This window comes from Deferribacter autotrophicus, from assembly GCF_008362905.1.
Taxonomy (GTDB): domain Bacteria; phylum Chrysiogenota; class Deferribacteres; order Deferribacterales; family Deferribacteraceae; genus Deferribacter; species Deferribacter autotrophicus.
This window is the reverse complement of record NZ_VFJB01000006.1, coordinates 148,170-174,324: the sequence shown is the minus strand read 5'-3', so window position 1 is coordinate 174,324 and position 26,155 is coordinate 148,170. Positions and strand designations below refer to the sequence as shown.

22 protein-coding genes are annotated in these 26,155 nt (G+C 33.9%); 5 read left to right on the top strand and 17 right to left on the bottom strand.

What is annotated here, in order from left to right; all coding sequences use genetic code 11:
• Positions 1-41: 41 nt before the first annotated feature.
• Genes FHQ18_RS08590 through FHQ18_RS08575 form a run of 4 tightly spaced genes read right to left on the bottom strand, consistent with a single transcriptional unit; the run spans position 42 to position 4,924 of the window.
• Positions 42-1,724: a nickel-dependent hydrogenase large subunit gene (locus tag FHQ18_RS08590; protein WP_149266760.1), complete on the bottom strand. Its 1,683-nt coding sequence runs from the start codon at positions 1,722-1,724 to the stop codon at positions 42-44.
• The gene (gene hybB / locus FHQ18_RS08585; protein WP_149266759.1) at positions 1,709-2,953 is read right to left on the bottom strand and encodes a Ni/Fe-hydrogenase cytochrome b subunit; all 1,245 of its coding nucleotides are present in this window, start codon (positions 2,951-2,953) and stop codon (positions 1,709-1,711) included. Before hybB ends, FHQ18_RS08590 begins: the two co-directional genes overlap by 16 nt.
• Positions 2,953-3,855, bottom strand: a complete 903-nt coding sequence (gene hybA / locus FHQ18_RS08580; protein ID WP_149266758.1) for a hydrogenase 2 operon protein HybA — start codon at positions 3,853-3,855, stop codon at positions 2,953-2,955. The genes hybB and hybA overlap by 1 nt, the downstream gene beginning before the upstream one ends.
• Entirely contained in the window at positions 3,839-4,924 is a 1,086-nt protein-coding gene (locus FHQ18_RS08575) for a hydrogenase small subunit (protein WP_149266757.1), read from the bottom strand. Before FHQ18_RS08575 ends, hybA begins: the two co-directional genes overlap by 17 nt.
• A 735-nt stretch (positions 4,925-5,659) precedes the next feature.
• On the opposite strand from FHQ18_RS08575, the gene FHQ18_RS08570 reads away from it, so the two are divergent.
• Entirely contained in the window at positions 5,660-5,842 is a 183-nt protein-coding gene (locus FHQ18_RS08570) for a hypothetical protein (protein WP_149266756.1), read from the top strand.
• 5 nt (positions 5,843-5,847) lie between these two features.
• Here the strand turns inward: FHQ18_RS08570 and FHQ18_RS08565 are convergent, their stop codons facing one another.
• The 12 genes from FHQ18_RS08565 to pheA form a co-directional block, all read right to left on the bottom strand.
• The gene (locus tag FHQ18_RS08565; protein ID WP_149266755.1) at positions 5,848-6,213 is read right to left on the bottom strand and encodes a hypothetical protein; all 366 of its coding nucleotides are present in this window, start codon (positions 6,211-6,213) and stop codon (positions 5,848-5,850) included.
• A gap of 65 nt (positions 6,214-6,278) precedes the next feature.
• A complete protein-coding gene (locus tag FHQ18_RS08560; protein WP_149266754.1) occupies positions 6,279-7,805 on the bottom strand; it encodes a YifB family Mg chelatase-like AAA ATPase in 1,527 nt (508 codons plus the stop codon).
• A gap of 22 nt (positions 7,806-7,827) precedes the next feature.
• Positions 7,828-8,688: a signal peptide peptidase SppA gene (gene sppA / locus FHQ18_RS08555; protein WP_149266753.1), complete on the bottom strand. Its 861-nt coding sequence runs from the start codon at positions 8,686-8,688 to the stop codon at positions 7,828-7,830.
• Complete coding sequence (locus FHQ18_RS08550; protein ID WP_149266752.1) at positions 8,688-9,677, bottom strand: sodium:calcium antiporter; 990 nt, start codon at positions 9,675-9,677, stop codon at positions 8,688-8,690. Before FHQ18_RS08550 ends, sppA begins: the two co-directional genes overlap by 1 nt.
• Before the next feature lie 237 nt (positions 9,678-9,914).
• Positions 9,915-11,612 carry a S1 RNA-binding domain-containing protein gene (locus tag FHQ18_RS08545; RefSeq protein ID WP_149266751.1) on the bottom strand — a complete coding sequence of 566 codons (1,698 nt, stop codon included), beginning with the start codon at positions 11,610-11,612 and terminating at the stop codon, positions 9,915-9,917.
• Positions 11,587-12,447, bottom strand: coding sequence for a 4-hydroxy-3-methylbut-2-enyl diphosphate reductase (gene ispH, locus FHQ18_RS08540; protein WP_149266750.1), 861 nt, complete (start codon positions 12,445-12,447; stop codon positions 11,587-11,589). The genes FHQ18_RS08545 and ispH overlap by 26 nt, the downstream gene beginning before the upstream one ends.
• The gene (cmk, locus tag FHQ18_RS08535; RefSeq protein WP_149266749.1) at positions 12,447-13,112 is read right to left on the bottom strand and encodes a (d)CMP kinase; all 666 of its coding nucleotides are present in this window, start codon (positions 13,110-13,112) and stop codon (positions 12,447-12,449) included. Before cmk ends, ispH begins: the two co-directional genes overlap by 1 nt.
• A 2-nt stretch (positions 13,113-13,114) precedes the next feature.
• On the bottom strand, positions 13,115-14,392 hold the full coding sequence (aroA, locus tag FHQ18_RS08530) for a 3-phosphoshikimate 1-carboxyvinyltransferase (RefSeq protein WP_149266748.1): 1,278 nt from the start codon (positions 14,390-14,392) through the stop codon (positions 13,115-13,117).
• A 53-nt stretch (positions 14,393-14,445) separates the two neighbouring features.
• Positions 14,446-15,276, bottom strand: coding sequence for a prephenate dehydrogenase (locus tag FHQ18_RS08525; RefSeq protein ID WP_149266747.1), 831 nt, complete (start codon positions 15,274-15,276; stop codon positions 14,446-14,448).
• Between the two features lie 5 nt (positions 15,277-15,281).
• Entirely contained in the window at positions 15,282-16,301 is a 1,020-nt protein-coding gene (gene aroF, locus FHQ18_RS08520; RefSeq protein ID WP_149266746.1) for a 3-deoxy-7-phosphoheptulonate synthase, read from the bottom strand.
• Position 16,302: 1 nt separating this feature from the next.
• Positions 16,303-17,400: a histidinol-phosphate transaminase gene (gene hisC, locus FHQ18_RS08515; RefSeq protein ID WP_149266745.1), complete on the bottom strand. Its 1,098-nt coding sequence runs from the start codon at positions 17,398-17,400 to the stop codon at positions 16,303-16,305.
• Positions 17,397-18,467 (bottom strand): prephenate dehydratase, encoded by a 1,071-nt coding sequence (pheA, locus tag FHQ18_RS08510; protein WP_149266744.1) that lies wholly within the window; start codon positions 18,465-18,467, stop codon positions 17,397-17,399. The genes hisC and pheA overlap by 4 nt, the downstream gene beginning before the upstream one ends.
• Before the next feature lie 323 nt (positions 18,468-18,790).
• Between pheA and FHQ18_RS08505 the strand changes: the two genes are divergently transcribed.
• Both FHQ18_RS08505 and rpmB read left to right on the top strand, forming a co-directional pair.
• Positions 18,791-21,568, top strand: a complete 2,778-nt coding sequence (locus tag FHQ18_RS08505) for a hybrid sensor histidine kinase/response regulator (RefSeq protein ID WP_149266743.1) — start codon at positions 18,791-18,793, stop codon at positions 21,566-21,568.
• A 259-nt stretch (positions 21,569-21,827) separates the two neighbouring features.
• The gene (rpmB, locus tag FHQ18_RS08500; protein ID WP_149266742.1) at positions 21,828-22,016 is read left to right on the top strand and encodes a 50S ribosomal protein L28; all 189 of its coding nucleotides are present in this window, start codon (positions 21,828-21,830) and stop codon (positions 22,014-22,016) included.
• A 57-nt stretch (positions 22,017-22,073) separates the two neighbouring features.
• On the opposite strand, the gene FHQ18_RS08495 is transcribed toward rpmB, so the two are convergent.
• On the bottom strand, positions 22,074-23,936 hold the full coding sequence (locus tag FHQ18_RS08495) for a putative nucleotidyltransferase substrate binding domain-containing protein (protein WP_188020377.1): 1,863 nt from the start codon (positions 23,934-23,936) through the stop codon (positions 22,074-22,076).
• A 356-nt stretch (positions 23,937-24,292) separates the two neighbouring features.
• Between FHQ18_RS08495 and FHQ18_RS08490 the strand changes: the two genes are divergently transcribed.
• On the top strand, positions 24,293-24,586 hold the full coding sequence (locus FHQ18_RS08490) for a DUF485 domain-containing protein (protein WP_149266740.1): 294 nt from the start codon (positions 24,293-24,295) through the stop codon (positions 24,584-24,586).
• 10 nt (positions 24,587-24,596) lie between these two features.
• Complete coding sequence (locus FHQ18_RS08485) at positions 24,597-26,135, top strand: sodium:solute symporter family transporter (protein WP_149266739.1); 1,539 nt, start codon at positions 24,597-24,599, stop codon at positions 26,133-26,135.
• Positions 26,136-26,155 lie beyond the last annotated feature (20 nt).

Genomic DNA, 26,155 nt, shown 5'->3' with positions numbered 1-26,155 from the left:
AAAGACCTCCTTTATATGTATAAAGAGGGGAAAATTCCCCTCTAAAGAACTTTTACTCTAACAATTTCATTACCTTCTGGATCTATAGTATGCACCGCACATGCAATGCAAGGATCAAATGAATGTACAGTCCTTAATACTTCTAAAGGTTTTTCAGGCTCAAGTACAGGATTACCTACAAGAGATGCTTCATATGGTCCCATCGCTCCTTTTTCATCACGAGGAGAAGCATTCCATGTGGAAGGAACAACAGCCTGATAATTCTTGATTTTCTTATCCTTGATAACAATCCAGTGAGAAAGTGTTCCACGAGGTGCTTCGTGAAAACCTACACCTTTAAACTCGCCCTCAGGAATGTCAGTATGGTTAGCATACTCAGTATCTCCTTTTGCAATGTTTTCTACCAACATATCTAAAAATTTTAATGAGAGATGTGCCATTATCCTTGCTCTTATTCCTCTGGCAACAAGTCTTCCCATAGTTGACTGCAAATCATAAATTTCCACACCAATTCTCTTTAAACTTTCATCAATAAAACGTTTTGCCTCAGTATTATCAGAAGCATGAATGGCAAACAGCTGAGCCACTGGTCCTACCTGCATAGGTCTCCCATCAAAGCGAGGAGCCTTTGACCATGAATACTTTCCATCAGCTTGAAAATCTGTGTAATATGGTTTTGTTTCACCTTCCCAAGGATGAAGTCCATCTTTACCTTCATACCATGAATGTGCAATTGACTCTGTTATGGAGTTTATCAAATATTGTTCACTATGATTTTTAAGCATTTTGTAAGGCTTTATATTTCCATTGAAAAACACTCCACCAGCAAGCTCAAACTTCTCATTTTTCGTATCAAGAGGAAACTCAGGTACAGCCAAATAATTATCAACCCCTTTTCCATAACCAAACCAGTCTTTGTAATAATTTGCCAATATCACCAAATCAGGAAAATAAACTTTCTCAACAAACTCGGCTGTTTCTTTCATTAATTCTTTTAAATAACTCAACCTCTCCATATTGATAGTAGCCAGATTATCCACATTAACCGCTGTCGCAACTCCACCAACACACAAGTTTTGTATATGAGGATTCTTACCACCAAGAATAGCAACTGCCTGCGCAGCTTTTCTCTGATAATCCAAAGCCTTTAAATAATGAGTAACAAGTATAAGATTGAGTTCAGGAGACAATCTCATAGCTGGATGTCCCCAGTAACCTGAAGCAAAGATACCAAGTCTGCCACTATTTACGAAACCTTTTAATTTATCTCTGACAGCTTCAAATTCTTTTACACTGTTGCCTGGCCAGTCTGAAAAACTTTGAGCTATAGATGCAGCTTTTTTAGGATCTGCCTTTAAAGCAGATACTATATCAACCCAGTCAAGAGCTGATAAATGGTAAAAATGAACTATGTGATCCTGAACTGAATGCTGAGCAATTATGAGGTTTCTGATATACTGAGCATTTAAAGGTACCTCAACATTCAAAGCATTTTCTACCGACCTGATAGAAGCAATCGCATGAACTGTAGTACACACACCACAAAATCTCTGAGCAAATGCCCAAGCATCTTTCGGATCCTTACCCCTTAATATTACCTCTATCCCCCTCCACATCTGTGCAGATGCCCAAGCATTACTTACTCTGCCATTATTCACTTCAACATCAATTCTTAAATGACCTTCAATTCTTGTAATTGGGTCTATAGTTATCTTCTTTGCCATCCAAACCTCCTTGATATTGCTTTACTTTTTTCAACAGTTTCTTCAGTTAAAATTTCATCTGGATTGTGACCAGATGGTAAAACAGGAAACAGTTTTACAAAAATCAAATATAGTAAAATTTCCAACGCAACTATTCCCAGAGTTATCATAAACTCAGGTAGTGATGGGAAATATCTCCAGCCAGGCCCAGGGTTAAAGCCTACAATATAAACATTCATTCTATATAACCCTCCCCCAAACAGTATCAAACATGCAGTTACAAATAACCATCTGGGGGATTTCCTAATTTTATCATTTAATAACATTATAGAACCAACTACTATCAACATAAACTCAATCAAAAACATTATTGAATAAAAATCACCTTTAAAAACAGCTGATAACTGCCCTCTATAGTACAAATCTCCAATTCTTATGGAAATCCAGATTGCTGTTAACCAAGGTATTATACCAGCAAGTCCAGATAATTCTTTTACCTCATAAGGCCTATTGAATGCAAATGAGGATACAATCGACTCAAATATAACAATAGCAAAACCTATGTACACGCAGTTAATAAGGAAAAGCAGCGGAAGAAATCCAGTATGCCAAAGTGGATGCAGTTTATGCGTAGCTATTGTCATCATTGAGCCTAAAGATGACTGGTGCATTGAGGGAAGCGTGATACCTAGAGCAATGAAAAAGATAAGAACACTATTCAACTTTGGATATAACCACTTAGCATATTTTGCTAAAAAGTTATCCTGATTTTTTAATCTTTCTAAAATTGCAGGTAAAAACTCAACAAACAACACTAATGTATATGTCATTACACAAAGAGCCACCTCAAACATCACTGAATTAAATTGCCATCTTGAAGGAATGAAAAAGTTGTAAACATTCCAATACCTTCCAAGGTCAATAACCACTGATAAACCTGCCAGCCCATATCCAAACAAACTTGTTAGAATGGCAGACCTGATCAAAGGATGATACTTCCATCTATTCATTATATAAATCAATATTGCCATAGCATATCCACCACAAGCCAGCGCAGTACCTGTAGCCACATCATAAGCTATCCATATCCCCCATGGATACCCATCACTTAAATTAGTCACAGCTCCAATACCTTTTACATAGCGAACACCAATAAACATAAAACCAATGATAACAATGGCCAGCAAGAACAAAAATGGCTTTGTTACTATCTTTCTTTTCAACACTGTATATTCATTTTCATGGGCCATTACTTATCCTCCCTCTCATCAGACTGTTCATTTTTCTTTCTATTCCTGAGTGCAATTAAACAAAGCGTTGCATACAAAGCAACCGGAGCAATAAACCCCTTATACACTGTATGTTGAATCTTTTCGGTAAAAGCTGCTGGTGATTTACTATCTAATTTTGGAAAACCTAACTTTTCAAAAGGCACAGAAGCCAAATATATTACATTTGTTCCACCAGCTTCAAATTCTCCATAAATGTGATTAACATATTTATCAGGATTTTCCTTTAAACGTCTTTTTGCTTCCTTTAGAAGATCCTTTCTCTTACCAAAAACAACCGCTTTTGCTGGACAAACTTCTGTACAAGCAGGCTCGCCTTTCTCTTTAAGGTTGGTAAATTTACACATATCACACTTGACAATTTTTGGAAATGCCTTCTCCCATTCAAACTTAGGAATATTAAAAGGACAAGCCACCTGACAGTAACGGCACCCTATACAAATATCTTCGTTGTAATAAACCACACCATTTTCATCCTGCCTCATTGCCCCAACAGGACATGCTGAAACACAGGATGGTTTTGCGCAATGCATACACTGATGTTTAATGTATGACCACACATTCTCATTTTCTTTATACAGCTTTATAATTGTTCTTGTTTTACTATCTAAATCCTTAGGAGCATCCCACTTTCCATCTGGATCAAAATCTGCTTTTTCTGCAGGCATACCATTAACTCTTTTGCAAGCTGCAACACATGCTTTGCATCCCACACACGCGGTAGCATCATAAAACATTGCATAGGCATCATCTTTCACAAAATTTTCTTCATTAGCTTCTGCAGTAGCAACACCTGAAACACAAGCACCAGCTATTAAGCCAGCTGTAGTTTTTAAAAATTCTCTCCTAGTTTTCTTTTTCACTATCCTCCTCCTTTGGCAGCTTCTTTGCCAAAACAGCACCTGCACCAACTGCTGCTCCTGCTACTGCTCCGACAACAGCTGTAGTCACAGGATCTGCACCTTTACCACGTTCAGTTGGCTCAGTTGACGGATAAGTATCAGGAGGTGTTGGATTGTGTATCTGAACTTTTTCATCAATAGATTTTTTGAAAAGAATGGAAGGCTCTGTACATCCAATGCATGGATGACCAACAGAAACAGGCCAAACACCTGCATCATTAAACCTGAGAACAGAACAGTTTGCAAATGTAGCGGGTCCCTTACACCCTAGTTTATACAGGCAGTACCCGTTTTTATGGCCTTCATCACCATATTTTTCAGCAAATCTACCAGCATCAAAGTGCGGTCTTCTCTCACAGTGTTCATGAATTTTTCTACCATAAGCAAACAAAGGCCTGTTCAATTTATCAAGCTTAGGAAACTTATTAAATGTCATATAATACAATATTACCGATAAAAAGTTATAAGGATTAGGTGGACAACCAGGCACATTAATAACTGGTTTATCCTTTACGATATCCCAGACACCAACCGCACCAGTGGGATTGGGGTCAACAGCTTGAATACCGCCATATGATGCACAGGTCCCTATAGAGATAATTGCAGCTGCCTTTTCTGCCATTTCTTTCAATGATTCTACAGCTGTTTTTCCTCCCACCTTGCAGTAAACACCACCTTCTTTAGTAGGAATTGCTCCCTCAACAACCAAAATATAATTATTTTTATTTTCTGTAACTGCACTGTGCAAAGATTCCTCTGCTTGCACACCTGAGCCTGCCATCAAAGTTTCATGGTAATCTAATGACACCAGGTCAAGAATCAGCTCTGACAGGCCAGGATGGCTAGAGCGAAGAAGTGACTCAGAACAACCAGTGCACTCTTGAAAGTGCAACCAGACTACTGATGGTTTTTCTGCCTTTTCAGCTGCTTCTGCAACTTTTGTATGCATTCCATAAGGCAGTCCCATTAAAGCTGTTGTTTTGATACATATTTTAATAAAATCACGCCTACTAATGTTAAATCTTTTCATACTACCTCCATAAATGTTTATAAAGGCCTATCGGAAAAAATAATTAACAACAAAATTTATAGAAAACAAGAGTTTTTATTGAAAAAAACAATAATTATTATTGTTTATATTTATAATACAATGTTCTATCAGACCTTATACTACAATTAACGTATTAATGTCTTTCTTTTATCAATTATCATTTTTTTTAGTTTATAACCAATCTAAAAAAAACGTTTTAATAACAATGTTTCGCCATCAAAGCAGCAATAAAGCAACAAAACATCCTTCAGTTTTCTCACGCACGACAACTAATGCTTCTAACAATCCTCTATTTTCAATATATTTAGTTAATTAAAAATTCAAATTACATATATTTGTAAAATCTATATCACACTCAAATAACTATAGATTTATTCAATACTAATCATTAGGAATGATTATCACCACTAATCTCGTCTAATAAAACATCTTTATTTTATTTTTTTTTTTATCACACCGAAACATTAAGACAGCCAGCGGCCTATTTTTTAGAATTACATATCCAAAACCAGTTAGGATAATGTTTCTTAACTAATGATTAGCCTATGGAAGTATAGAATGACTTCATGAGTGTTATTTAGTTGATGCTGAAAAAATTATAACGTACTATCATACAAAAAATTATTCTAAGACAAAGAAGACATCACCAGTTTTTTTACAAAAATCCTAAAAGCCTGAAGATTTATTTTAAGAGTTATTCCAATAAAAAAATCAATGATAATATTTGTTGTGTTTTATTCCCACCTTGCCATTGATAAGGAGCTGGCAGGCAAAATTATCAAAAAAGAATCAGATAAAAATTTAAAAAACTCTTATAATCACCATTATTTTTTGCCAATAAATATTTTTGCACATCCCAAACGTGGATTGTCTCCAGATGTACTAAAATACATATAATAAGTTTATGATTTATCCATATCTTCATTGCAATTAAAGAATCGTTTTTGGTCTGGTAAATTAAAATCTGTACATTCTACTACCAATTGATAACTATAATTTCTTGTTAATAGCTGTCCTTCGAAATCTACACCACTGTTTTTTGTCATAATGAGATACTCTCCGTCACTACTTACTTTAAATTTAACAAGATACTCATCATTCTTATTTAATAAACAAACCATAAAACCACCTTCTTTATCCATTACACCTAAATTTTTTGCTTTATCTAACATACCTGCAATATCAGTAACTTCTTTAGCCTGTAAATCAAGAGCAAAATTTAAAGATACAAAAACCACAACAAGAAACATTAATACTTTTTTAAACACAATTTGCCTCCATTTAAATTTATCATTATAAAAGAACAACTCATAATGCACTAAAATCTCTAATATTAAAGATTTTCTTTATCAAGTATGCGGTACTGGATAGCTTCTAAAATATGTTTAGATAAAAGATCTTTTGACTCTTCCAAATCAGCTATGGTACGAGCTACCTTTAAAATCTTCGAATAGGCTCTTGCCGATAAGCCCAATTTCGTCACGGCCTGTTCCATCAATTTCAAACTTGATTCATCAAGTCTGCAATACTTTCTAATCTGCTTCTCATTCATCTGAGAGTTATATAGTATCCCTTCTTCCTTAAACCTTTCCATCTGTATCTTTCTTGCCACTTCCACACGCTTTCTTATATTCTCAGATGATTCACCAGGCTGCAGCTTTGATAAGTCTTTTATATCAATTGAGGAAACCTGCACCTGAATATCAATTCTATCCATCAAAGGACCAGACAATTTTGCTCTATACCTTTGAATTTGAGCTTGAGTACATACACACTCTCTTCTGTTATCCCCTAAATATCCACAAGGACAAGGGTTACACGCTGCCACAAACATAAAATTTGCAGGATACGTCACTGTTCTGTTTGCCCTACTTACTGTCACCACTCTATCTTCAAGCGGTTGCCTCAATACTTCCAGCACACTCTTTTTAAACTCAAGCAATTCATCGCAAAAGAGTATACCGTTGTGGGCAAGGCTCACAGCTCCCGGTTTTGCATCGCGTCCCCCACCTATTATAGATACATCACTGGCTGTATGATGTGGGGCAATAAAAGGTCTTTTGCTAACAATTTGATTTTTATTAATTAGCCTTCCTGCAACAGAATGAATCTTTGTAGTCTCAATTATTTCTTCTAAAGTCATTTCAGGAAGAATGGAGGGTATCCTTTTTGCAATCATCGTCTTGCCACTACCAGGAGATCCTATCATCAACAAGTTATGCATTCCAGCTGCTGCAATTTCAGCAGCCCTCTTCACAGCGAACTGCCCTTTCACATCTTCAAAATCATGATATTCATTTTCATGGATAAGCAATTCGGTAATATCCTTTTTTATGGGCCTCTCATCCATCTCGCCTGCTAAAAAGGCAAGCACTTTATCTAGAGAGTCAAACCCATAAATTTCTATACCATCTATTATAGCTGCTTCATTTATATTCTCTTTTGGAACAATAATTTTTTTAAAACCATTTTCCTTTGCAAATATCGTAAAAGGTAAAACTCCTTTTACCCCTCTCAGTTTTCCATCAAGTGAAACTTCACCAATGAAAAAAGTGTCATCCATTTCTGCATTTAAGAAACCTGACGCTGCAAGTAATCCTATAGAAATTGGTAAGTCGTAATGAGTCCCTTCCTTCTTAAAATCGGCAGGTGCCAAATTAATAGTAATAGGTTTGGCAAAAATATTGAATCCGAGATTTTTTAAAGCTGATTTAACCCTTTCACGACTTTCCTTGATACTTGTTTCTGCAAGACCAACCACTGTAAAGGAAGGCAATCCCATATTCGAAATATTAACTTCCACTTCAACCAAGACTGGTTCAATACCCTCAAGATGTGCAGTGGAAACCTTCGCAAACACATTAAAACCTTATTATCAATCATTAATTTTCATAAAGATAATAAAAAATACCTGTTTCCTCAAACTTCATCTTTATATTTGTAACCCCCTCTAAAAACTCCCTTAAAACCCCTTTTCTTTCTTCTGGCTCATACAAAATCACATCATTTGAGAAATGAAAATCCTTTTTCATAGAAATGAATGCATCTCTATAAGTTCCAATAGCATCAATTAGTCCAATTTTCTTTGCTTGATTACCAGTTAAAATCCTACCATCGGCATACTTCAAGAGCAATTCTCTTTTTATACTCCTTGCCTTGATTATATCCTCTACAAATTGATTGTAAACATCCTTGATGGCATTTTCCAGTAATCTCTTCTCCTCTTTGGTCATCTCCCTTGAAGATGAGCCTATATCCTTAAATTTTCCACTTTTGATGGTAACAACTTTTATTCCTATTTTATCATAAAGCTCCTTTAAATTTGAAAATTTCATAATCACACCAATACTTCCTGTAATGCTCCCAGAAAGAGCAAAAATTTTATCGCAAGCTGAAGCAACATAATAACCACCAGAAGCTCCAAGTGTGGAAATTGCTGCATAAACCGGTTTCTTCATGTTCCTAATAAATCTGTAAATCTCCTGGCTTGGAGCTACAGCACCACCCGGTGAATTTATTTTTAATATAACACCTTTAATGTATTCGTCTTTTTCAGCTCTTTCCAACTTTTTTGTCACCTTTTTCGAATCAACTATTACACCATTAAGCTCTACTACCAAGACATGTGGTTTTTTGAGCAATACAGAGGAATCACCTTTAGTAAGCATCAAAACCATCTCTATAAAAAATATTATAACAATCAAAAAAAGAATAAATTTAAAAAGAAGTTTCACCCATTTCATCAGCTTCCCCTCATTTTATACATATATAACAGGTAGAATGTATAAAAAATTCCTATATAAAAGGAGTAAATACTTATTCTCCCTAATCTAAATCTTGAAATCTTATCCTGTTTCACTCCTATTAGTGCAATAATTAACATTATAGCAGATAAAAGAGCTGATTTCAGGTGAATTAACGATACAAACTCAAATACAGAACCTTTCATATAAAAAATATCCACAAAAAACAAAATTGCCACATTAAACACACATGAACCAGCAATATTTCCAAAAGCCATATTTGCCGATCCAACCCTAATTGCCCCAATAGATGCCGAAATTTCAGGTAAAGATGTAACAAAAGCGAGCAAAAAAGCCCCCACAAAACTTCTACCAAGCCCTGTCTCCAATGCAATTACATCCGCTGATTTACTCAAAAGTAAACCTGCTACCACAATTATAATTGCAAAAAACGTAAAAAGTAACACAGCTTTCCTGAGCGAAGCAGAATCAACTTTTTCGTCTTCATTTTCCATTTGTATATCAAAAAATGAACTTCTATAAGCACTGTAAACAGACGCCACATAAATAACAAAAATAATAATACTACCTGATGATACCCATAAGAAATTAGGCATTTTGAATACAAATCCCATTATTGCAACAATGGTCAATAATAGAGCATAAATACCTGTCACTATATTAGCTAGGCTTATATCCACAAAGATAGAATCTTTTTTAAAAAGCAAGTCCATCAAAAATATTATAAATATGTTAAACATATTTGAGCCAAAAATATTTCCAAAGGCAAGAGAAGGCGCATCCACCACTGTAACAGAACCAATGGAAGATATCAGTTCAGGTAAGCTTGTGACTACTGAAAGAAGGAGAATCCCTACTAGACTATGTCCAAGATTCGTTGCAGATGCAATCACATCACCATATTTTGACAAAGCCATTCCACTATAAACAATTAAAATAGCACAAACAACAAAGAGAATATAATACATTGATTCTTACTCACTCCTGAAAAATTAATTTTGAGATTACTCTGGGGAGTCCCCAGAAACCAAGACAGTAAAGCAATTTTATTGTATTTCTGAATATAAAAGCCATTTTCTTAATTTTTACACATATTCAAAACCTAAGCTTTTCATTAAAAACATCAAAAACTAAAGAAAAACTTTACTCGCTTTTAATAAATAGCTTTTAATTAAAAATCAGTTAGCTTAAATAAAACTAACTGATTATTCAATATCTTTAAGCTTATCTTTTAAAATATTACCTAAGCTAAATCCAGTATCTTCTTTACTTTCCAACTGCTTTAAAAACTCTTTAACTTCTCTCTTTTCTGAATCAAGCAGATATTTTTTCCTGGACAAAAAGACCTTCTTATCCTTCGCATTATAGCCAATTACAACAGCTTTTATAGTATCTCCAACCTTTACAAGCTCTTCAGGCAACACTTTCTGCTCATCAAGCTCTCTTGCTTCAATCACCCCTTTAATCTTTCTTGGCAATTCCACTTCCACATAATCTTTTGTTACCAATGTAACAGGTACTTCCACAACTTTTCCTTTTGGCAAAATTTTATCAATCTCTCTCCAAGGATTCTTTTCAAGCTGTTTTATACCAAGAGAAATTCTTTCTCTCTTGTCATCAATCTTTAAAATTTTAGCTTCAACTTTATCACCAACTTTAAACATTTCACTTAAGTCAGTAACATCTTCAGTCCAAGAGATATCCTCTTTCCTGATAAGTCCATCAATAAATACTCCAAAATCTACAAATATACCAAAATCAGTAATACTTTTTACCTTACCTTTAATCACAGACCCCTCAGGGTGTTTGTTTCTAAGGCTTACCCAAGGATTTTCACTCAAAAGTTTCAAAGAAAGAACAACTTTTTTATTTTTATTATCAATATCTATTACCTGACCTTCAACCACGTCTCTCACATTCAATTTCACATTAGCTTTTTTCAGCCAGCTAAGCTCATCATCAGGGATATACCCATCAATGCCAGGCTCAAGTTCTACAATATAACCTTTTTTCACCCTTGCAACAACGGTACCTGATGCTTTTTCACCTTTTTTATATTTTTCATCTACTTTTGTCCATGGATCAGGCTGCTTGTCTTTTAAACTTATTTCAACCTTTTCATTTTCAGAATCAATATTCACTACTACACCTTCGATAACATCATCAATCTCTAAAAATTGATTTGGATGTTTTACTCTTCCCCAGCTGATATTCTCCTTTCTTAGGAATACATCAATTGGACCGACATCAACAAAAACACCATAATTTTTTATACTCTTCACCCTACCTTTTACAAGATCACCAACCTTTGTTTTCTCAAAGAAATTCCTTTTCTCTTCCTCTCTCACTTCCTGCAGATAAATCTTTCTTGAAGCAAGAAAGCTTTTATCTCTCTTGTTTAATTTGAGAATTTTAGAGTTGAAAACTTTTCCTATATAGTATTCAGGTTCACGTTGTTTATGCATATATTCCATATGTCCATCAGGAATAAAACCTTCCACTGTGCTGAATAAAACTTTAAAACCTTTTTCCACTTTTTCCAATACTTTCAATGGCAAGTATCTACCTTTTTCATGAGCTTCCAAAACATCCTGCCAGTCCTTTTTCTGATCAAGCACCTTTTTTGAAAGCCATACCCTCGCACCACCACCAGTCACTCCAACTACCATAACATCTACTTCATCACCTACTTTAACAGTCAACTCTCCATCAGCCAGGAAATCCTCTTTATTTGCAAACCCTTCACTTTTATAACCAAAATTTATCAATACATGATTGTCAGTAATCTGAACAACCTGCCCTCTTACCACAGTACCTTTTTTAGGCAGTGATAATGATTCTTCCAATAAAGCTTCAAAATCTTCCATTTCAAGTTCGTTATTGTTTTTTGCATTTTCTTGCATTTCCAACCTCTTCTAAATAGTTTATAACATCGTTTATCAGATAATCAGGAGTGCTTGCTCCTGCAGTTATACCAACTTTTTCAATATTTTCAAACATTTTTTCATCTAATTCATCTTTTGTCTCAATATGAATGCTGTTTTTACATATTTCTTTGCAAATTTCGTAAAGTCTTCTTGTATTACCGCTGTTTTTACCACCCACTATTATCATCATATCTACCTGTTTTGCCACTGCTTTTGCAGCCTCTTGACGGTAAGTAGTGGCATTACAAATTGTATTAACAACTTTTAGCTCATTGCATTTTTCTTTGATTACATCAACCACATTTTTGAAATATTCTCCGTTTTGAGTAGTTTGAGCTACAACACCATATTTTTCTTTAAAAGGTAATTGCTCAGCTTCTTCTTTTGAAGAAATTAGATAATACTCCCCTTCTACATAGCTCACTATCCCTTTGACCTCAGGATGCTCCTTTTCTCCAAAAACAACTACAGTATAACCCTCCTTTGATAAATTCATTGCTGATTTGTGCGCTTTTATAACAAAAGGGCATGTTGCATCTATAATATTCACATCCTTTTCTTTCAAAAAGTTATAATTATCTTTTGTAATTCCATGGGATCTAATAATAACCGTATGTTTCTTCTCAACATCACCTGTTGATTCTACTGGCAAAACCCCTTTTTCTTTCAATTTATTTACAAGCTGAGGATTATGTATTATAGGGCCAAGTGTTACGACATTTTCATATATTGTGGACGCATTCTCCACAATTCCAACAGCCCTTTCAACCCCAAAACAAAAACCGGCATGCTCTGCTTTTATAATTTTCACTATCTATGCACCTTACCAATATTTCTCTCAATTATTGAAACTACATCATCTATTGTCAAGCCTGTTGTATCTATTTCTATGGCATCATCAGCCTTTTTTAAAGGAGCCACATCCCTTTTGGCATCCATTTCATCCCGCTTTTTAATATCTTCTAATACCTCTTCAAAAGTTATCTCTACACCTTTTTCAATAAAATCTTTGTATCTTCTTTTTGCTCTCTCATTTAAAGTAGCATTTAAGAAAAACTTAAATTCTGCATCTGGAATTACCACAGTACCGATATCTCTTCCATCCATTACCACATTGTTTTCTGACGCAATTTTTTTCTGCATATCTGTTAAAACTGCCCTTACCTCTTTATTAGAGGCTACTTTACTTACAAGGTTTGTCACTTCTACACTTCTTAACTCATCTTTCAAATATAAAGCAATTTCATCTTTAACAACAAGATACTGCTCACCATCTTTATACTCAAAAGTAATCTCTTTTTCTTTAAGTGATTCTACGAGCTCATTAAAATCCATATTCTCAGTGAGCATGAGATAAGCAGCAAAACGATACATAGCCCCTGTATCGATATACAACAAGCCGTATTTTTTTGCTAAAATCTTTGCAATAGTACTTTTCCCACTACCTGCAGGCCCATCAATGGCTATGCGAAGCAACCTTAAACCTCTAACAGCTCAAACCTCTCAATAAAATCAGGAAACGATACATCAATACTCTCGATACTGTCAATTAAAAAGTTTCCAAATCTTTTTGCAAGTAAAATATTTATCATTGCAATACGATGATCATCAAAAGATTTTAACACTCCACCATCATTCACATTTTTAATTGGGTAAACCTTAAACCCATCGTTATACTCTTCTATCTTAGCACCCACAACATTCAAATTATGAACAATAGAATTAATTCTATCAGATTCCTTCACCCTCAGCTCTTCAGCATCCCTTATCTCAAGAGGATTCTCACAGAAAAGTCCAAGGACACCAAGAAGTGGAATTTCATCAATAATATTGGGAATAATCTCCCCCTCAACTTTGCCACCTTTTAAACCAGAGTGTCTTACAAAAATATCCCCTCTAACCTCAAAAGAATCATCCCGAACTGTAATAGAAATATCTGCACCAAGATCTTTTAAAACCTGAATAAAACCAGTCCTCGTAGGATTTAAACCCACATTTTTAATCAAAATCTCACTATTTTCAAACATTAAAGCTGCACCTATAAAAAAGGCAGCAGAAGAAAAATCCCCCGGCACTTCCACAATTGAAGGTTTTAAAATTTGCTTACCAGGTACCTTTATTTCATCATTATCTATTTCAAGATCCACACCATAATATTTTAGCATTACTTCTGTGTGATTTCTTGTTTTTACCCTTTCCACATAAACCGTTTCTCCATCTATCTGCAAACCTGCCAAAATTATTGCACTTTTCACCTGCGCACTTTTTACAGTTGACTCAATTTTTATCCCACGCATTTCAGATGGCAAGATGGTGATAGGTAAGTTTTTATTATTGTTTCTACCAAAAATAACAGCACCCATTTTGCTTAGCGGTTCTGTAACCCTGCCCATGGGTCTTTTTTTCAGAGAATTATCTCCCGTCAAGACAAAATATTTTCTCATAGGGGAAAAAAGTCCCGTTAAAAGTCTAGCTGTAGTCCCTGAATTTTCACAATTTATTATGTCAAAAGGCTCATTAAAATGTTCATACCCTTTAGAAATAACCTTAAAACCATCCTCAATCTCTTCAAACTGAACCCCACAGGCTTTTAAAGCGGCCATCGTAGCCTTTGTATCCCTTGACATAAGAGGATTTTTTACAACAGATTCGCCACAAGCCATTGCAGAAAGGATAAAGCTTCTATGTGTTATAGATTTATCAGCAGGAACTTCCACTTCACCTTTTAATGTTTTTACTTTCTCAAAAGTAACCATATATCACCCTCACCTACACTCACACTGCACACTTACACATACCTACACACATTTCACAGTCCTCTTCTTATATTGCTAATAAGACCAATATCGTGAAAAATTGCATCTTCCTTTTTATCAAGGATATTATCTTTCCAGCTATTTAAAATATTTATAAATTCATCAATCAATGAAACTACAACTTCACTATTATCAAGAAAAATATCGGTCCACATTCTCGGTTCACTTGCTGCAATCCTAGTGAAATCTTTAAATCCCCCCCCTGTAAAACCAAAAGCATCACGATTTTTTATATCTACCAAATCTATCAATGCAAAAGCTATAAGATGTGGGAAATGACTAATTAACCCAAAAAGTTCGTCATGTTTTTTCGCATCCATCACCTTTACAACCATCCCAATCTCTTCATGCATCTTTTTTAAAGCTAACACCGTATCATCATCTTTCTCTACCGTTAAAAAATGATATGCACCTTTCAACATGTTATCATCACTATACTCAAAACCTGATTTTTCCTTCCCAGCTATGGGATGGCCACCATAAAAATTCAAATTTAACTCTTTTGCTAACTTCACGAGGGAAAACTTTGTACTACAAGCATCAGTAATAGGTATAGTTATATTTTTCGCTGATAAATCTCTTAAAATCTTTTTTGCAGATGAAACAGGCGTTGTAATATATATCAAATCAAGGTCAAAAGTTAAAAAATCATCCAGAGTATTTGCAACTCCTTCGAAAATATCAGACTCAATGGCCTTTAAGAGAGTCTCATTGTTAGAATCCAGACCGTAAATTTTATACCCTTTTTTATAAAAAGCTTTGGCAAAAGAGCCACCGATAAGACCGATACCTATAACACCGATTTTTTCAAAAACCTTCGGCACCGAATCTACTCTTCCAGATGTTTCTCTAAAGTAGCAGCTATAACTCTAACCCTTCTCATCAACACATCAAAATTTTCTGGTAAAATAGATTGATCCCCATCACTTAAAGCCTCTGAAGGCCTTGGATGAACCTCCACCATTAAACCGTCCGCACCGGCAGCAATGGCAGCCTGTGCCATAGGAAGTATACAATCTCTTCTACCCGTCCCATGACTTGGATCCACAATAATCGGTAAGTGGCTTGCATTCTTAATAACAGGAACAGCAGCCAAATCCAGTGTATTCCTCGTCTCAGTATCAAAAGATCTTATTCCTCTTTCACAAAGAATTATATCGTAATTCCCTTCACTAGCGATATATTCAGCAGCCATTAGAAATTCTTTTATTGTGGCACACATCCCTCTCTTAAGCATAACAGGAACTTTTGCCTTACCCACCTCTTTTAAAAGCCTAAAATTTGACATATTCCTTGCACCAATCTGTAAAATATCAGCATATTTTGCCACCAAATCTAAATCCCTTGGATCCATAAGTTCTGTTATGACAAGCATACCGTAATGATCAGCCACTTCCCTTAAATATTTAAGCCCTTCTTCACCCAACCCCTGAAAAGAATAAGGGCTTGTTCTCGGTTTAAACGCTCCACCACGTAAAATCCTTGCACCAGCTTTGTAAATCGAATCAGCAACTTCAAAGAGCAACTCTCTACTTTCAACAGAGCAGGGGCCTGCCATCACTGCAATATGTTTTCCACCAATCTTAACTCCTTTAATATTTATAACAGTAGGCTCTTTCTTAAAATCTTTACTCACCAGTTTGTAAGGCTTTAAAATAGGAACAACCTTCTCAACACCGGGTAATGAACTCAATGGTTTATCACGTAAAGCCCTTTCATCACCAATAGCACCGATAATGGTTCTTTCTACCCCCATTGAAAGATGGGTTTTAAACCCATAATCGGTAAGTTTTTTTACTACAAAATCTATATCTTCTTTTGTGGCCTCAGGCCTCATTACAATAATCATGTTATACCTCCAAAACCTCTTTTAGCTTTTCTATAAAAATTTCATTCTCCTCAGGCAATCCGATGGATACCCTGATGTAAGGTGCAAGTTTCGGTCCAAGAAACCTCACAATTACACCTTTATATAGCAAATCATTAAAAACCTTATTACCGTCCTTCACATCTACAAGGATAAAATTGGCCTGCGTTTCATAATATTTCAATCCCAGTTTTTTAAACTCATTATAAAGATAAATTTTACCATCTCGATTATTTTTAATAACCTTCCTCAAGAACTCGTGATCTTCAAGAGCAGCTTCAGCCACAATTTGAGCAGCCATATTCACATTGAAAGGCTGGCGCACTCTGTTTAACATATCAATCCCTTCAGGACTTCCTATCACATAACCAATCCTAAATCCTGCCAAACCATAAGCTTTTGAGAAGGTCCGCATAATAAAAAGATTTGGATATTTATCCAACAATTTTACACTCTGAGGATAATCATGAGCATCAACAAACTCATAATAAGCTTCATCTAAAACAACAAGAACATCATCCCTAACATTATCAAGAAAATTAACTAGTTCATCATGGCTAAAATATGTACCTGTAGGATTATTAGGGTTTGCAAGAAAAACTATTTTTGTATTATTATCAATTGTATTTAGTATTTTTTCAAAATTTACTTTGAAATCATCGTCTGTTTCAACCCATTTGCAGAAAGAGCCGTTCGCCTGAGCAATTATTCCGTACACTGAAAAGCTTGGGAAAAAAGAAACCACATTTTCACCAGATTTTACAAAAGTTCTAATTAACAATTCTATAATTTCATTAGAACCTGTACCAAAAAGTAGCTTATTCTCTGCAACCCCGAGCTTACCGGCAAGCTTTTTTCTTAAATAATAACAATCGCCAAGAGGATATCTATTCAATTCATCCATAAAGGAAATTAAAGCCTCTTTACTCTTTGGCGAAATCCCCATAGGATTTTCGTTTGACGCAAGTTTTATTGCCTTTCTTATCCCCAATTCTCTTTCCAGCTCTTTTACAGGTTTACCAGGCTTATATGGTATAAGTAATGCAATATTTTCTCCTGCAAGCTTTTTAAAATCTATCATTTTTCCCCCTTTGGATAAGAGCCTAATATTTTTAATATATTAACATTTTTTGAAAAGTTATCCAGTGCAATTTTTACATTTTCATCCATAATATGACCATCTATATCTACGTAAAAAATATACTCCCAGGCTTTCCTTTTGGAGGGACGAGACTCTATCTTTGTCATGTTTATATTCTGTTTTGCAAAAGCCCTCAGTGCCTCATACAAAGAACCAGCTCTATGAGCTACAGAAAACATTATTGATGTTTTATCATTGCCGGTCCTTGCAGACTCTGTATATCCAATCACGAGAAACCTTGTAAAATTGTTTGTAAAATCTTCTATACTTTTTTCTACAATCTTCAAACCATAATGAATTTCAGCCATCTCAGAGGCAATAGCAGCTACAGATGCATCTTTTTTAGCAATTTCAGCCGCTTTGGCAGTAGACTCCACCTCCACTACAGTAATCCTTCTTGCATTTTTAGATAACCATTTTCTGCATTGAGCAATAGCATGGGGGTGAGAATAAATCTTTTTTATATCATCAAAATTTCCACTCAAATTCATCAAATGATGGGATACCTCAAGGTATACTTCGCCACAAATTTTAAGATTTGAATCCATAAACATATCAAGGGTATGATTTACCACCCCTTCAAGAGAGTTTTCTATAGGAATAACCCCATATGTACATCTCTTCTTCTCCACATATTCGAAAACATCAGAGATATTGGAAAGCGGAATTAATTTTGCTGCTAGTCCAAAATGTTTTATTCCAGCCAGATGGGTAAATGTCCCTTCTGGCCCAAGATAAGCAATTTTCTGCACCTCTTCAAGGGAAAGTGATGCAGATATAATCTCACGAAACACATTTTTTATATACTCATCAGGGAAAGGGCCACTATTTATAGCTTTTAATCTTTCGTAAATAGCTTTTTCTCTCGACGGCACATAAAGAGGTTTGTTTTGAGCTTTTTTTATCTTACCAATTTCAATGGCAAGCTCTGCTCGTTTATTCAATAATTTTAATATCTGCTCATCAATTACATCAATTTGTTTTCTTAATTCATCTAATCTTTCCATGTGCAAAATATAAATCAGAGTTAAAAAATATTCAACCCTTATTTAACCCTTAAAAACAACTTCAAATTCTGGAGTCACCCCAAAATTTAAAAAATAATATTTTATAATACATTGGAAAATATTTTTCGGGTTTAGGTTTCCAAAAAATCGCCATGGATGGCGATTTTTGAGAAACCTGCCTCGCAAGTGGCACTGGACGTGCCACGAGAATGAGAAAAATATTTTCCACTGTATTTAGTGTGTAATCTACTAATAATACTCATAATATTACTATTCTTAAAAAATAGGGGTGACTCCAAAACCTCAAATTAAATTGAACTTAAATGGAAAATACTTTAGAATTATATATGAGAGCAGATGCGTTTTTTTTTAAAAAAATCTTAGATAATCTACCAGACATCGTTTTTTCAGTAAACAAAGATCTTACCATCTTATTTGCAAATCACAAAGCAAAAGAAAAAGGTTTTATCGAGGGCAATAAATGCTTTGATAACAAAAAAGAATTTCACAATATTTGCCAAAATGTATCAAAATGTCCAGCTAAAGAAGTTATTATTACAGGAAAATCTAGCGATAATGAATTGAAAGTTCCATTTAATGGAAAAACAAAATATCTACAGATCACCTCAACTCCTATAATTATTAACAAAAAAACTATTGATAACGTATTAATTACCATAAAAGATATCACGGATAAAAAGAAAATTCAAATTCAGTTAGAAGAAAGAAATCAAATTTTTAGAGACCTTTATGAAAAAACCTCTGTTGCAATTATCTTTTATCAAGATGACATTATAATCTTCGCAAATCCTGCAGCCACTAAAATTACTGGTTATTCAAAAAATGAAATTGTTGGGATGAAATTCTGGGAGTTAGTAGATGATAATTTTCAAGAAATTGTAAAAAAACGGGGTAGAAAGCGACAAGAAGGGTATGACCCTGAAAACAAATATGAAATACTTGTAAAAAGAAAAGATGGAAAAAAGAGATGGGTTTTACTGGAAGGACGAGTTACAACTTACAACGGTAAACATGCAGGGTTAATAACTGCCATTGATATCCACGAAGAGAAATCTGCTAAAAAAAAGCTTCAAAACCATCTCAATTTGCTGTTTATCTTGCATGAACTTAATAAAAATCTCAAACTATTACAATCTAAAGAATTAATTTTATCAGAAACGGCAAATCTTCTTTCAAAATATAATGATATAAAATGTTTTTCTATCGTTTTACTTGATAATAATAAAGAAATCAGTGACTTTATAACTTACGGTTTTACAAAGGATGATGAAACACTATTTGCAAAAAATCTTGAAAAAGGGTTACCAGAATGTATCAACGCATTGCATAATCAAAATTATATCGTCTTAAATGATCATCATAACAATAAGACATGCAAAACCTGCCCATATTTAAACTTACAACATGGAAGCCTTACTTTTTCATCCAAAATTCAGTATCTCAATAATTTTTATGGATACATAATCTTAAACATAAATGCTTGGGATAGAAAACTCGAAGAATTTGAACGTATAATCCTAAGTGAAATATCAAACCTTATAGCAAGCACGTTCTACAGATTAGAACAATCTATGAAATTATCAAATTTATCTGAAGATTTTGAAAAATTTTTAGAAGAAAATCTTGCTGCAATTTGTATTACCACACCTAAAGGAGATTTTATCGACTGTAATCAAGCATTCTTAAATCTCTTTAAATATAAAGATAAAAATGAACTCAAAACGATTAACGCTTCAAATTTCTATAAAGATAGAAAACAGCGAGAACTATTTCTAAAAATTTTAAAGGAAAAGAAAACGGTAAAAAACATCGAAATGACTTATATCGATAAAGAAGGTAATGAAACTATCGTTTTAGAAAATGCTGTTGGTAGATTTGATAAAGATGGTAATCTTACACATGTGTATAGTTTTCTATATGACATAACTCTTTATAAAAATTTTGAATTTCAGATAATAAATACTGAAAAACTAAGAAGTATTGCATATTTTACTGCCGGTATAGCTCACGAACTCAACAACATGTTAACTCCAATTGTTACATTATCATCCTATCTTTTAAAAAATAAAGATCTGCCAGAACAGCTAAAAAAATCAGCAAAAATAATCCATGAATCTTCAAATAAATCTGCACAGTTAATAAATAAGCTATTAGAATTTAGTAGAGAATCTAAATCAGATATCAAAATTTTAAACATTAAAAAATTAATAAATGATACTGTTCCATTAATTAAAAGCACACTTGGAGAAAACATCTCTTTGATCATAGATATCCCTTCAAATTTGCCTGCTTTTGAGGGTGATCCAATCCAGATGACTCAAGTTATTTTAAATCTCACAGCAAATGCAAAAGATGCGATGCCAAATGGAGGAGTTTTTCAGATTACAGCAAATTGTAAAGTTATTGATGAATACAGTAGCCTCTTTAATCCTGAACTAAACCCCGGTGCATATATCGAGCTATCTATATCTGATACTGGTGTCGGAATTGCGGAAAAGGATTTACCCAAAATTTTTGAACCATTCTATACCACAAAAAAAGCTGGTGGAGGAACAGGCCTTGGTTTAGCTACCAGCTATGGTATAATAAAAAAACATGGTGGCACAATAACTGCAGAATCTGAGGTGGGTAAAGGTACAACCTTTAAAATCTATCTCCCCACAATTATGCATACCTACAATTTAGTAAGCGATTTGTCTATACAATCAAAAAGAGATAAAACCAAGAAAACAATATTATTAGTAGATGATGAGGATTCTATACTTGATTCAGCAAAAATTATTTTAGATCGTGAACTGTATGATATTATGACATCAAACAGTTATAACGATGCTTTAATTAAATTTACTAGTAACAATATTGAGCTAGCAATAATAGATATTTTTTTATATGACAAAAATGGCATTGATTTAGCAAAAAAGTTTTTAACATTAAAACCTGAAATGCCAATCATTTTTATTTCAGGGTCTGACGAATCCAAACTAATAAAAGAAATTTTCGATAAAAATTACCCCTTTTTCAAAAAACCTTTTGATGCCAAAGAGTTACTTAAGGTTATAAAAAATCTTTTGAAAAAATAATGCAAAAGAAATGAATTTAAATAAAATACTTGTAAATGAAATAAAAAAATTCTACACTACAGCAAAATTTGATAACTACAATATCTATTTTGGTGGACTCCTACTGTAAACTGCAAATTTGGTGCTGCTGATATCAGAAGAAAAGGTTATAAGGCAGTTGAAGAAAAATTATTTTTAAATTTTATATAAAAACCGTTGCAAAAAGTTTGTTTTTCATATATATGAGTTGTTCGCTCATTTTAAGATGGAGGTAGAGATAATGGCAAGAAGATGCGATATATGTGGTAAAGGTCCAATGTTTGGACACACAATTAGCCACGCTCACAACGTCTCAAAAAGGGTTTTTTATCCTAATGTGCATAAAATTAGAGTTATTGAAGATGGTAAAGTAGTAAGAAAGAAAGTTTGCACAAAATGTATTAAAGCTGGTAAAGTTCAAAAAGCATAACAACCCATATAACAGGCTCATTTTAATAATGAGCCTTTCTTTCCCTCTTATCTATTTTTATGGATGCCCCTTGAAAACTTTAAGTGCTGTATTTAAATATTTTGAAATAATCGAGAGTGATTCTTTTAATCTTTGCTGATTGTATTTTGATAGCTTTTCAGGATTAATATATTTATTAACCTGTTCCATTTTTTTACTTTTTTCAATCTGACTCCTCAAAATCATATCCACTAATATTTCATAGGCATTCATCACGTTTAACACCATATCTTCACCCAAAATCCCTTTTCTTTTAAGAGCTTTCAATCTGTCTATAGTATTAGTTTCGAATAATCCATGTTTTAAAATAAATGCTCTTGTAACATCCACGATAAAAGTAAGAGCTTGAGTTTTTAAATTGATTTCCCCTTTATGCTCTCCCTTCTTCTCCACAATAAACCTTCCAAACATCGAAAGAGGTATTCTATTATGTGTTTCTTTCTCCAACAACTGAATCAAAAAAATATCCTTTTCTTTTACTACCTTCACCACAAAATCTTTCAATTCCCAAACAAGTCTTTCATCTCCTGCCAAACACCCCATATCAAACATTATCGATGACCACATCAGCCCTATATTTCCAGGATTATTAACAATATTTGCAATGTCAGTTTTCCAATCCGACAATGTTTTTGACAACCTTTCATTTATAATCATAACATGACCTGGACATTTTCTATATCCCACATAATTAAGGTTTTCCACCAAATCATTAGCAAAATCCATCATAATCTTTTTTTCTCTTAATGTTATATCATCAGCAAAGATAAAACCATTATCCTGGTCAGGATCAAGCATCATCTCTTTTCTCGCACCACTTCCCATAATAACAAAAGCATGTTTAATATCTTCAATATTTATCCCTTTTTTACTATAAAACATCTGTACCGTTAATTCATAAACCCTCTTTTGGATTTCAAGGTGAATCATAGATAAAGTGGGTAACACCTCACTCGTCAATCTTGTCTGATCTACAAGTTTTTCCACAATCTTATATAAGTTTTTATAAATATCTTTCAACTGATCAAAATTGTTTGCATTTTCTACATTAATGCTCAAAATATTTAGGTTTTGATAAAGATATTTTAAAATATCATTATTTGAAATAATCCCCACCGGCTTCTCATTTTCAACTATCACAATGTATTCCTTATTGTTCAACTGCATATCGATAAAAGCTTCCACTAAAGGGTATTCCTTAGGCAATTTTAAAACATTTTTATCCATAAAATTACTTACACTCAAATCGTCACAATCCGTCTTTGCCAGGAAATGGTGAACAATATTTTTTGCTGTCAAAATTCCACTAACCTCTCCCTTGTTATTTAAAACCACAACTGAGCCAATTTTATATTTCCCCATCTTCCTACTTGCATCATAAACCGAAGCATCTTCTTCAATAGAAATAGGATCCTTTGTCATATATCTACCAATCGGCTTATAATTCTTATCAAATGATATCTCACCGGTTCTATCACACAATATATCCAAACGTTGTTTAACCTCATAATAGAACTTTTCTCTAAACTGCTCCGATTCATTAATAAGTTTATAGACACAAATTTCAGGCATAAAAACCAAAAAAGACCCTTTTTTTACTCGGGCATTTACAAGATAAGAGCCTTTACCAAGAAAAGCAGATAACCCTACAAAGTCTCCTTCCAAAAGAGTTAATATTACTTTATCATTGTCCATGTAAATAACTTCACCACTTACAATCAAATAAAGACCTTTATGATACTTATCCCCTTTAAAAAATAAAACCTCATCTTCTTCAAATTCCAAAATTTTTGATTGTGAAATTATCTTACTTACTTTTTCATAGGAAACATCAGAAAAAATATTGTTATTATTAATAAACTTAACCAAATCAACAGGCATAACCAACCTCGTATTTTTTATTAATTTTAACATATCATTGGTAATTTTTAAATATTTTTAGCATATTTGTTTAAAATTTTATTATCATAAAACAAAACTATTTTATATTAATAACACCAATTATTCATCTTATTTAATATATAGTAAATGAAATACAAAAAACTATTAGTTTATCACATATAACATATTGATAATACTTACATCTCAAAATAGAAAAATATTTTATTATTGACAATTATTAAACATTATACTATTTACGCCTCATAAATTAATATTTCCTAAACTAATAAAAGAAAACTTAAAATGAAAGGAGGTGAATTTAAAAAGTTTTTTAAAAATAACCAAGGAGGATGTCTATGAATATTGAGCAATTATTGAATTCCGAAAAATTCAAAAGATTGGTACGTACGAAATGGACTTTTAGTTTTATCATGCTTGCAATACTTTTTTTCATCTATTACGGATATGTTTTTACTATAGCTCTTAACAAACAACTCGTTGCCCAAAAAGTCGGCCAGTACACTACAGTGGGCATTTTAATGGGGGTTTTAGTTGTCGTTGGAGCATGGTTGTTAACAGTTATTTATGTTATCTGGGCTAACACAAAATACGATAAGATTGTGGACGAGCTCAAAAGTGAGCTAAAATAGGGGGAGTTATATGAATACAAGTGTTGGAAAACCAAATATTATTGCTATAGTTTTCTTCATTTTAGTTGTTATTCTCACATTAGTTATTACTTATTTTGCTGCCAGAAAAACCAAAACTACCAGCGAATTCTATGCAGCTGGTAGAAGCGTAAGCGGTTTTCAAAACGGTCTTGCTTTGGCTGGTGATTATATGTCAGCTGCGTCTTTTTTAGGTATTTCAGGTCTTGTTGCTTTAAAAGGTTATGATGGTATGATTTATGCGGTAGGTTGGCTAGTTGGTTGGCCAGCATTGATGTTTCTAATTGCAGAACCTTTAAGGAATCTTGGGAAATACACCTTTGCTGATGTTGTGGCTTTTAGATTAAGACAGGGGCCAATTAGAATTGCTGCTGCAATTGGTGGTCTTTTAGTTGTTCTTTGCTATACAATTGCACAGATGGTCGGTTCCGGTAAACTGATTCAGCTTATGTTCGGGATGCCTTATGAGCTTGCTGAAATTATAGTTGGTTTTGTTATGCTTCTATACGTTCTTTTTGGTGGAATGCTTGCTACAACCTGGGTACAAATTATTAAAGCTGTACTTCTTCTTTTAGGAGTTACTGTTTTGACCATACTCACACTTGCAAAATTCGGATTTAATCCTGGTGTTCTTTATGGCGAAGTTCAAAAGATGTATGGTGAAGCAATGCTTAATCCTGGTGGACTTATTACAACACCACTTGATTCATTCTCATTAGGTCTTGCTCTCATGTTTGGTCTTTTGGGACTGCCTCATATTTTAATGAGATTTTATACAGTACCTGATGCAAAAGAAGCAAGAAAATCTGTGGTTTATGCTACTACATTCATTGGATATTTCTACCTAATTATTCCTATAGTGGGATTTGGTGCAGCAGTACTGGTTGGTAAAGATCTCATCACTCAAATAGGTAAAGGTGGTAATATGGCAGCTCCGCTTCTAGCAGAGCTTCTCGGTGGAAAAGCCTTCTTAGGTTTCATAGCTGCCGTTGCTTTTGCAACAATACTTGCAGTTGTTGCAGGACTTACTCTTGCCGCTGCATCAGCTCTTTCTCATGACATCTATGTGAGTGTTTTCAAAAAAGGGAAAGCTACTGAATCTGAGCAGGTAAAAGTGGCTAGAATATCCACTGTAATTTTCGGTGTAACAGCCGTATTACTCGGTATTCTTTTCAAAGGACAAAACGTGGCATTTTTAGTGGGTCTTGCCTTCGCTATTGCCGCAAGTGCAAACTTCCCCGCTCTTTTCCTATCAATTGTCTGGAAAAAATTCACAACTGCAGGAGCAGTTTGGTCAATTTTGGCTGGAGGAATTTCAGCTACAATATTAATTATCTTAAGTCCTACTGTATGGGTAAAAGTGCTTCATAATCCACAGCCAATCTTCCCATTGAAAAACCCTGCGGTTGTATCAATGAGCTTAGCTTTTATAGTGGCAATCATCGCTTCTCTCATGACTCCAGATAAAGAAGCTGAGAAAAAATTTGAAGAAGAAAAAGTAAGAACATACCTAGGTGTAGGTGCAGAATAAGATAAGGGGGCATGTCCCCC

Coding starts and splice junctions, on each gene's coding strand:
- FHQ18_RS08590 (WP_149266760.1), bottom strand. CDS start 1,724: ATGGCAAAGAAGATAACTATAGACCCAATTACAAGAATTGAAGGTCAT.
- hybB (WP_149266759.1), bottom strand. CDS start 2,953: ATGGCCCATGAAAATGAATATACAGTGTTGAAAAGAAAGATAGTAACA.
- aroA (WP_149266748.1), bottom strand. CDS start 14,392: ATGGTTACTTTTGAGAAAGTAAAAACATTAAAAGGTGAAGTGGAAGTT.
- FHQ18_RS08570 (WP_149266756.1), top strand. CDS start 5,660: ATGATAATATTTGTTGTGTTTTATTCCCACCTTGCCATTGATAAGGAG.
- pheA (WP_149266744.1), bottom strand. CDS start 18,467: ATGGAAAGATTAGATGAATTAAGAAAACAAATTGATGTAATTGATGAG.
- FHQ18_RS08505 (WP_149266743.1), top strand. CDS start 18,791: ATGGAAAATACTTTAGAATTATATATGAGAGCAGATGCGTTTTTTTTT.
- rpmB (WP_149266742.1), top strand. CDS start 21,828: ATGGCAAGAAGATGCGATATATGTGGTAAAGGTCCAATGTTTGGACAC.
- FHQ18_RS08545 (WP_149266751.1), bottom strand. CDS start 11,612: ATGCAAGAAAATGCAAAAAACAATAACGAACTTGAAATGGAAGATTTT.
- FHQ18_RS08495 (WP_188020377.1), bottom strand. CDS start 23,936: ATGCCTGTTGATTTGGTTAAGTTTATTAATAATAACAATATTTTTTCT.
- FHQ18_RS08575 (WP_149266757.1), bottom strand. CDS start 4,924: ATGAAAAGATTTAACATTAGTAGGCGTGATTTTATTAAAATATGTATC.
- hisC (WP_149266745.1), bottom strand. CDS start 17,400: ATGATAGATTTTAAAAAGCTTGCAGGAGAAAATATTGCATTACTTATA.
- sppA (WP_149266753.1), bottom strand. CDS start 8,688: ATGAAATGGGTGAAACTTCTTTTTAAATTTATTCTTTTTTTGATTGTT.
- FHQ18_RS08490 (WP_149266740.1), top strand. CDS start 24,293: ATGAATATTGAGCAATTATTGAATTCCGAAAAATTCAAAAGATTGGTA.
- FHQ18_RS08485 (WP_149266739.1), top strand. CDS start 24,597: ATGAATACAAGTGTTGGAAAACCAAATATTATTGCTATAGTTTTCTTC.
- aroF (WP_149266746.1), bottom strand. CDS start 16,301: ATGATTATTGTAATGAGGCCTGAGGCCACAAAAGAAGATATAGATTTT.
- FHQ18_RS08550 (WP_149266752.1), bottom strand. CDS start 9,677: ATGTATTATATTCTCTTTGTTGTTTGTGCTATTTTAATTGTTTATAGT.